We start from the raw sequence: 6,532 nt of genomic DNA on the forward strand, positions 1-6,532 counted from the left end.
AAAGCCAAGCATTTGCTTGGCTTTTTTGGCTATGTTGTTCTTAAGATTACTCAATTAACCCTAAGCTTACCCAGTAAAGCGTGTCTGGGTCTGCTTCACGCGGTAACTTGAAAGGTATGAACTTTTTATCTTTAGTTAGATATTCGCTGTTTGGGAAATTATTGGCTAACACGGATAAATTTTGTTTTGCTTCATCGTACAGTCCTAGATCCATGTAAGCTTGAATAGTAACCGCTAATGCTTCCTCGACTGCTGGCGTGGAAGGGTAGCTTTGTACAACTTCTTGGCCGCGGCGTAATGCCGACATAGGCGCTTTGCGTTTGAAGTAATAATGCGCAATGGAGACTTCATGTTCGGCGATTAGATTACGCAAATACACCATGCGTGCTTTCGCATCTGGTGCAAACTCACTGTATGGATAGCGACGTAAAAAGTCTGCAAACTCACTAAACGCTTTGTCGAACTCCGTGGTATCTCGTTCGGCAGGATTTAAGTCCAAATAGCGGCCTAAAAACGTTTCGGCACCTTTGTATGTTGACAGGCCGCGCATATAGTAGGCGTAATCAATGGCGTGATTATCAGGGTAGTTTTTGATAAAACGGTCTGCTGTCGCGTGAGCGGCGGCAAAGTTGCCCGCTTCAAACTGAGCGTAGATTAAATCTAAACGTGCTGGAACTGAGTATTCGCCAAAAGGATAGCGCGTTTCAAGTTCTTTCAGTTGCTCTGCCGCAGTCGTCGGAAGATTATTATCCAGCGCCTCTTGAGCAAGACGGAAATACTCTTTCTCCGGTAAATCAGGTTCTACGGTTGGTTGATTGGCTGAACAGGCCGTCAATGCGGTGTAAAAGCCAGCAATTGTCAGAATTCGTGACAATGTCTTATTAAATCCCATGTATAATACAACCCTAGTAAAAGAGGCATAGCATTTTAAAAGATTGCTATGCAGTTGGCATATTTCGCGTCACGATGACGCAGCATCGAGCATAGAAAGTTTATTGTATGGCAGAGCGCATTGTAAAAGAAGCCCAAGTTGCATTGGATTTCTCAGGACAGCGATTTGATCAAATTGCTACCGAATTATTTTCAGATTACTCACGTTCTCGAATCCAAAGTTGGATCAAAGATGGGGTACTTCTGGTTGATGGTAAACAGACTAAGCCAAAAGAGAAACTCTTTGGTGGTGAGAAAATCACATTAAGTGTGGAATTGGAAGAGCAGGTTGTGCATGACGCTCAAGAAATCCCACTAAACATCGTTTATGAAGACGATGATATTTTAATTATCAACAAGCCTGCAGGGATTGTTGTACATCCAGCGGCGGGTCATCGCGACGGTACATTGCTGAATGCTATTTTGCATCATGCTCCGGAAACGGCCACTGTGCCGCGAGCAGGTATTGTGCATCGTCTTGATAAAGAAACCACTGGTTTGATGGTAGTAGCGAAAACACTTCAGGCACAAACGGATCTCGTTGCTCAGTTACAAGACCGAAGCATGGGGCGTGAATATGAAGCCATCGCTATCGGTGCTATGACAGGTGGTGGCGCAGTTGATGAGCCTATCGGTCGTCATCCGCATAATCGTCAAAAAATGGCGGTCGAGCCTGTGAATGGTAAAGAGGCGATCACCCATTACCGCCTTGTTAAACGCTATAATAATCACACGCATATTCGTTTAAAGCTAGAAACGGGCCGTACGCATCAAATTCGTGTACACATGGCTTTCATTCAATACCCGCTGGTAGGTGATCCGCAGTACGCTGGGCGTTTGAAAATGCCGAAGGGCTGTTCTCCTGAACTTCAGGATGCGCTGAGAGGTTTTCGTCGACAGGCTTTGCATGCGAAAAAGCTTGAGCTGGCGCATCCTGCTACAGGTCAGTGGATGGAGTGGGAAGTGGATTTGCCAGAAGACATGCTTGAGTTAATAGAAGTGCTTGAGGCAGATTTGCATAACGGCGGTGAAAACCACTACATGTAACCCGATCCTATAACATTCTAAAGGCAGCGCTAAGCTGCCTTTTTCTTAGGTGGAAATAATATGGACTCAATCATTACCCCTAATTGGCCAGTGCCGAGTAACATCAAAGCGTTTGTATCCACTCGTATTGGTGGTGTCAGTCAGCGGCCTTATGACAGCTTTAATATGGGAGCGCACGTTGGTGATGTGCCCCAAGACGTTACGAGCAATCGTCTTTTGCTAAAAACATTGGCGTGTTATCCCGGCGAGATTCAATGGCTTAACCAAACTCACAGTACCTCTGTTCTAAAGCTTCCTTCCTCGAAACAAGATCGTAATGCTGATGCGTGTTACACGGATCAAGCGAATATCGTCTGCGCAGTGTTAACGGCAGATTGCTTACCTGTTTTGTTTTGTGATCCTAATACATTACAAGTGGCTGCGGCCCATGCAGGCTGGCGTGGCTTGTGCGATGGTGTATTGGAAGAGACGCTGAAGGTGTTTTCCAATCCTCAAGATGTCGTGGTTTGGTTTGGGCCTGCTATTGGTCCGGATGCATTTGAGGTTGGCCCAGAGGTTCGCAGTGCGTTCATGGCTGTTGATCCTGCGGCGGAACAGGCTTTTAAGCGCAGTGGTCATGATGGAAAGTGGTTGGGTGATCTATATGCGATCGCTCGGCAACGTTTGTCGAGTCAAGGCTGTTGCAATATATACGGGGGGGATTTTTGTACCTTCAGCGATGTCGAGCGTTTTTATTCCTATCGCAGAGACGGTGTTACTGGGCGAATGGCCTCACTTATTTGGCAAGAATGATGATGAGTGTCAAAAAAATGACACTGTGCCATTGAAAAGCAAAATACTGATCTTATAAAGCAATCAGAAGCTAAATTTTGTTGTCGATTCCTCGGAGGTCAATATGCGAATTGATAGATTAACCAGTAAATTACAAGTAGCCCTTTCTGATGCACAGTCTGTGGCACTTGGACACGACCATTCATATATTGAATCGGCCCATTTGTTAACGGCCTTGTTGGACCAACAAGGTGGTGGAACACGTCCTATTTTGCAGCAGGCGGGTGTTAATGTTGCGAAGTTTCGAGAAGAGCTCAATGCTATTTTAGAACGTATGCCAAAAGTGAATAATCACGATGGCAATGTTCAAATGTCACCCGAGTTGGGGCGCTTATTAAACTTGGCGGACAAAGAAGCTCAGAAGCGTAAAGATCAATATATCTCGTCTGAGTTACTGCTACTGGCCATATTTGATGGTAAAGACGACGTAACGAAAGCATTAAAAGCGACTGGTGTGACGAAGGCAGACATCGCCTCTGTGGTCGATTCTGTTCGCGGCGGCGATGCGGTAAACGATCCGAATGCTGAAGAGAATAGACAGTCATTGGATAAATTTACGGTTGATTTAACCGCACGCGCTGCGGAAGGTAAGCTGGATCCTGTTATTGGCCGTGATGATGAAATTCGTCGTACGATTCAAGTGCTGCAGCGTCGCCGTAAAAACAACCCTGTGCTTATTGGTGAGCCTGGAGTGGGTAAGACTGCGATCGTTGAAGGGCTGGCTCAGCGCATCATCAATGGTGAGGTACCGGAAGGGCTAAAGAATAAGCGTGTATTGTCTTTGGACATGGCGGCTTTGATTGCAGGTGCCAAGTATCGAGGTGAGTTTGAGGAGCGTTTAAAAGGCGTTTTGAACGAATTATCTAAACAAGAAGGTCAAATCATTCTGTTTATCGATGAAATTCACACCATGGTTGGCGCTGGCAAATCGGAAGGCTCAATGGATGCCGGAAATATGCTGAAGCCTGCGTTGGCCCGAGGTGAACTGCACTGTGTGGGGGCAACGACACTGAATGAATATCGTCAATTCATTGAGAAAGATGCTGCCTTAGAGCGTCGTTTCCAAAAAGTGCTGGTTGAAGAGCCCAGTGTGCTTGATTCAATTGCCATTTTACGTGGTTTAAAAGAACGCTATGAAGTGCATCATGGTGTCGATATCACGGATTCTGCGATCATTGCGGCAGCTAAGCTATCGCAGCGCTACATAACTGATCGTCAATTACCCGATAAGGCCATTGATCTGATTGATGAAGCGGCGAGCCGCATTCGTATGGAAATGGATTCAAAACCTGAAGAAATGGATCGTCTTGAGCGACGTTTGATTCAGCTGAAAATTGAAAAAGAAGCGCTTAAGAAAGAAAAAGACAGGGCCTCTAAGCTGCGTCTTGAAGAGTTGGACGTTGAAATAGACTCTTTGCAAAAACAATTCTCAGATTTGGAAGAAATCTGGAATGCTGAAAAGGCGGCTGTACAAGGTGCTCAGAAATTAAAAGAGGAACTCGAATCGGTTCGTCATGAAATGGAAGAAGCACGACGTCAAGGTAATCTAGCGAAAATGTCAGAGCTTCAATATGGCGTTATTCCAATGCTAGAAGCCGAAATCGAAAAAGCAGCCTTGGCTGAAGAAAGTGAAACTGTGACGCAGTTGCTCAAGAATCGTGTGACAGAAGAGGAAATTGCGACGGTCGTGTCGCGTTGGACCGGTATTCCAGTAGATAAAATGCTAGAGGGTGAGCGTGATAAATTATTACGCATGGAAGATGCTTTGCATGAATCCGTTATTGGTCAAAACGAAGCGGTTAACGCGGTGTCGAATGCTGTGCGTCGATCTCGTTCTGGCTTAGCAGATCCTAATCGTCCCAACGGCTCTTTCTTGTTCCTTGGTCCAACTGGTGTAGGTAAAACTGAGCTGTGTAAATCATTGGCGAAGTTCTTATTCGATACTGAGCATGCCATGGTGCGTGTTGATATGTCGGAATTTATGGAGAAGCATTCTGTCGCTCGTTTGATTGGTGCGCCTCCAGGCTATGTTGGCTACGAGGAAGGCGGTTACCTGACCGAAGCTGTTCGTCGTCGTCCATACTCAGTGTTGTTGCTGGACGAGGTCGAGAAAGCGCATCCAGATGTGTTTAACATTCTTTTGCAGGTATTAGATGATGGGCGTCTTACTGATGGGCAAGGCCGAACCGTCGATTTTCGTAATACGGTTATTGTGATGACCTCTAACTTGGGTTCAGACGTTATTCAGGAATATCGAGGCAACGATGAGTACCAAGCCATCAAGAGTAAAGTGATGGAAGTGGTGGGACAGCATTTCCGTCCTGAATTCATTAACCGTATTGATGAAACTGTTGTCTTCCACCCATTAATGCAGTCGCAGATTAAAGGGATTGCTAAGATCCAGCTAGCGCATCTTAATGAGCGTCTAGTTGAAATGGGGATGACGATGAATTTAAGTGACGCTGCGATGGAGCGTTTAGCCGAAGTCGGGTATGACCCTATTTACGGTGCACGTCCATTGAAGCGTGCTATTCAGCAGTGGATTGAAAACCCTCTGGCCAATGAATTGCTTGCAGGCAAGTTTGTTGCTGGGGATTTAATTAAGGTGGATGTGGAAGGAGAAGAGATGACATTTGAGGCGTTGAAAGAGTCACTCTAAAACACGCTGATTTCACTTAAAAATCACTTGAAATGAAAAAAGCCAGCTCTCATTGAGCTGGCTTTTTTATATCTATGTGTCGCGCATTAGAAAGGATGCTTAGAAATCAGCAAAGACACCTACGAAGAAGCCATCAAACTCGATCTCAGAGTCGATGCTGCCTTCATCGATGTCGAAGTTGGCATTACGGTAACCGCCTTCTAAGCCCACCACAAACGGTGATTGGTACTTAATTTTAAACGTTGTATCACTGATGCTTGAATCGCCAGCGGAAAGTGCTTTGATTTCACCACCGATTTGAATAGGGAGCGTTGGAATAGTGAAGTAAGCCGATAAGTAGCCTGTTGGTAGAACAACGCTTTCTGAGGTAGTGCTGCTATTCACGCGGGCATCAATGTCCATATCGCGAATAGAGATGCCGACATCTAGGTCTATCCATGCAAGGCCGTCGAGAATTTCATAATAAAGTGTGTAATCTGTGCTATCGACTTTCATATCTACACTGCTGCTTCTGCCTTCCATTGAAGAGCCTTGTAGGCGTACATTTGGAATAAGCGGCACTGGGTGTTCAAAAGCGATGCCGTAATAGGTGTCATCTTCACCAGAAAAATCAACGTCAGCTGTTTGGTTATTGATTCGACCATCAAATGATACATCTGGTGAGAATTGGCCAACTTCTGCTGTTAAGCCCAAAATATCGGCGTGAGCGGTGCTTGCTAGAATTAAAGTAGAAGCAATCAGAGCTTTCTTCATGAAAGGAATCCCTTTTTCGATTTAGGTTTCAGTGGATTATATAGAAGCCGATCAAAAAAGCTAAGGAAGAGTGCAGAAGTTTGAGCTTTAAACAGAGAGTGCCTAATGGCTGGGGTAGCTGGATTCGAACCAACGCATGACGAGATCAAAACCCGTTGCCTTACCGCTTGGCTATACCCCATCAGGACGAGAGATCGTACTAACCAGTAGAGCTGTGTATTTTAGGAAATAACTGATGGCTGGGGTAGCTGGATTCGAACCAACGCATGACGAGATCAAAACCCGTTGCCTTACCGCTTGGCTATACCCCAA

At 45.5% G+C, this 6,532-nt stretch carries 5 protein-coding genes and 2 tRNA genes; 3 read left to right on the forward strand and 4 right to left on the reverse strand.

Annotated features, from left to right (window positions below):
• Nucleotides 1-46: 46 nt before the first annotated feature.
• Entirely contained in the window at nucleotides 47-892 is an 846-nt protein-coding gene (locus tag AYW76_RS18045) for an outer membrane protein assembly factor BamD (protein WP_067223828.1), read from the reverse strand.
• Nucleotides 893-999: 107 nt separating this feature from the next.
• On the opposite strand from AYW76_RS18045, the gene rluD reads away from it, so the two are divergent.
• The 3 genes from rluD (at nucleotide 1,000) to clpB (ending at nucleotide 5,467) form a co-directional block, all read left to right on the forward strand.
• Complete coding sequence (rluD, locus tag AYW76_RS18050) at nucleotides 1,000-1,977, forward strand: 23S rRNA pseudouridine(1911/1915/1917) synthase RluD (protein ID WP_067223831.1); 978 nt, start codon at nucleotides 1,000-1,002, stop codon at nucleotides 1,975-1,977.
• Between the two features lie 60 nt (nucleotides 1,978-2,037).
• Complete coding sequence (pgeF, locus tag AYW76_RS18055; RefSeq protein ID WP_067223834.1) at nucleotides 2,038-2,769, forward strand: peptidoglycan editing factor PgeF; 732 nt, start codon at nucleotides 2,038-2,040, stop codon at nucleotides 2,767-2,769.
• A 103-nt stretch (nucleotides 2,770-2,872) separates the two neighbouring features.
• Nucleotides 2,873-5,467, forward strand: a complete 2,595-nt coding sequence (gene clpB, locus AYW76_RS18060) for an ATP-dependent chaperone ClpB (protein ID WP_067223837.1) — start codon at nucleotides 2,873-2,875, stop codon at nucleotides 5,465-5,467.
• A 99-nt stretch (nucleotides 5,468-5,566) separates the two neighbouring features.
• Here the strand turns inward: clpB and AYW76_RS18065 are convergent, their stop codons facing one another.
• The 3 genes from AYW76_RS18065 to AYW76_RS18075 form a co-directional block, all read right to left on the reverse strand.
• Nucleotides 5,567-6,220: a TIGR04219 family outer membrane beta-barrel protein gene (locus AYW76_RS18065; protein WP_067223840.1), complete on the reverse strand. Its 654-nt coding sequence runs from the start codon at nucleotides 6,218-6,220 to the stop codon at nucleotides 5,567-5,569.
• Nucleotides 6,221-6,326: 106 nt separating this feature from the next.
• Nucleotides 6,327-6,401: transfer RNA gene (locus tag AYW76_RS18070), tRNA-Gln, on the reverse strand.
• Between the two features lie 55 nt (nucleotides 6,402-6,456).
• A tRNA-Gln gene (locus AYW76_RS18075) sits at nucleotides 6,457-6,531 on the reverse strand.
• Between the last annotated feature and the right edge of the window lies 1 nt (nucleotide 6,532).

It is taken from the genome of Marinomonas gallaica (assembly GCF_001639745.1).
GTDB classification, from domain to species: domain Bacteria; phylum Pseudomonadota; class Gammaproteobacteria; order Pseudomonadales; family Marinomonadaceae; genus Marinomonas; species Marinomonas gallaica.

Excerpts from the sequence above, each read along its gene's own strand:
- pgeF (WP_067223834.1), top strand. The coding sequence starts at position 2,038 with ATGGACTCAATCATTACCCCTAATTGGCCAGTGCCGAGTAACATCAAA.
- AYW76_RS18045 (WP_067223828.1), bottom strand. The coding sequence starts at position 892 with ATGGGATTTAATAAGACATTGTCACGAATTCTGACAATTGCTGGCTTT.
- rluD (WP_067223831.1), top strand. The coding sequence starts at position 1,000 with ATGGCAGAGCGCATTGTAAAAGAAGCCCAAGTTGCATTGGATTTCTCA.
- clpB (WP_067223837.1), top strand. The coding sequence starts at position 2,873 with ATGCGAATTGATAGATTAACCAGTAAATTACAAGTAGCCCTTTCTGAT.
- AYW76_RS18065 (WP_067223840.1), bottom strand. The coding sequence starts at position 6,220 with ATGAAGAAAGCTCTGATTGCTTCTACTTTAATTCTAGCAAGCACCGCT.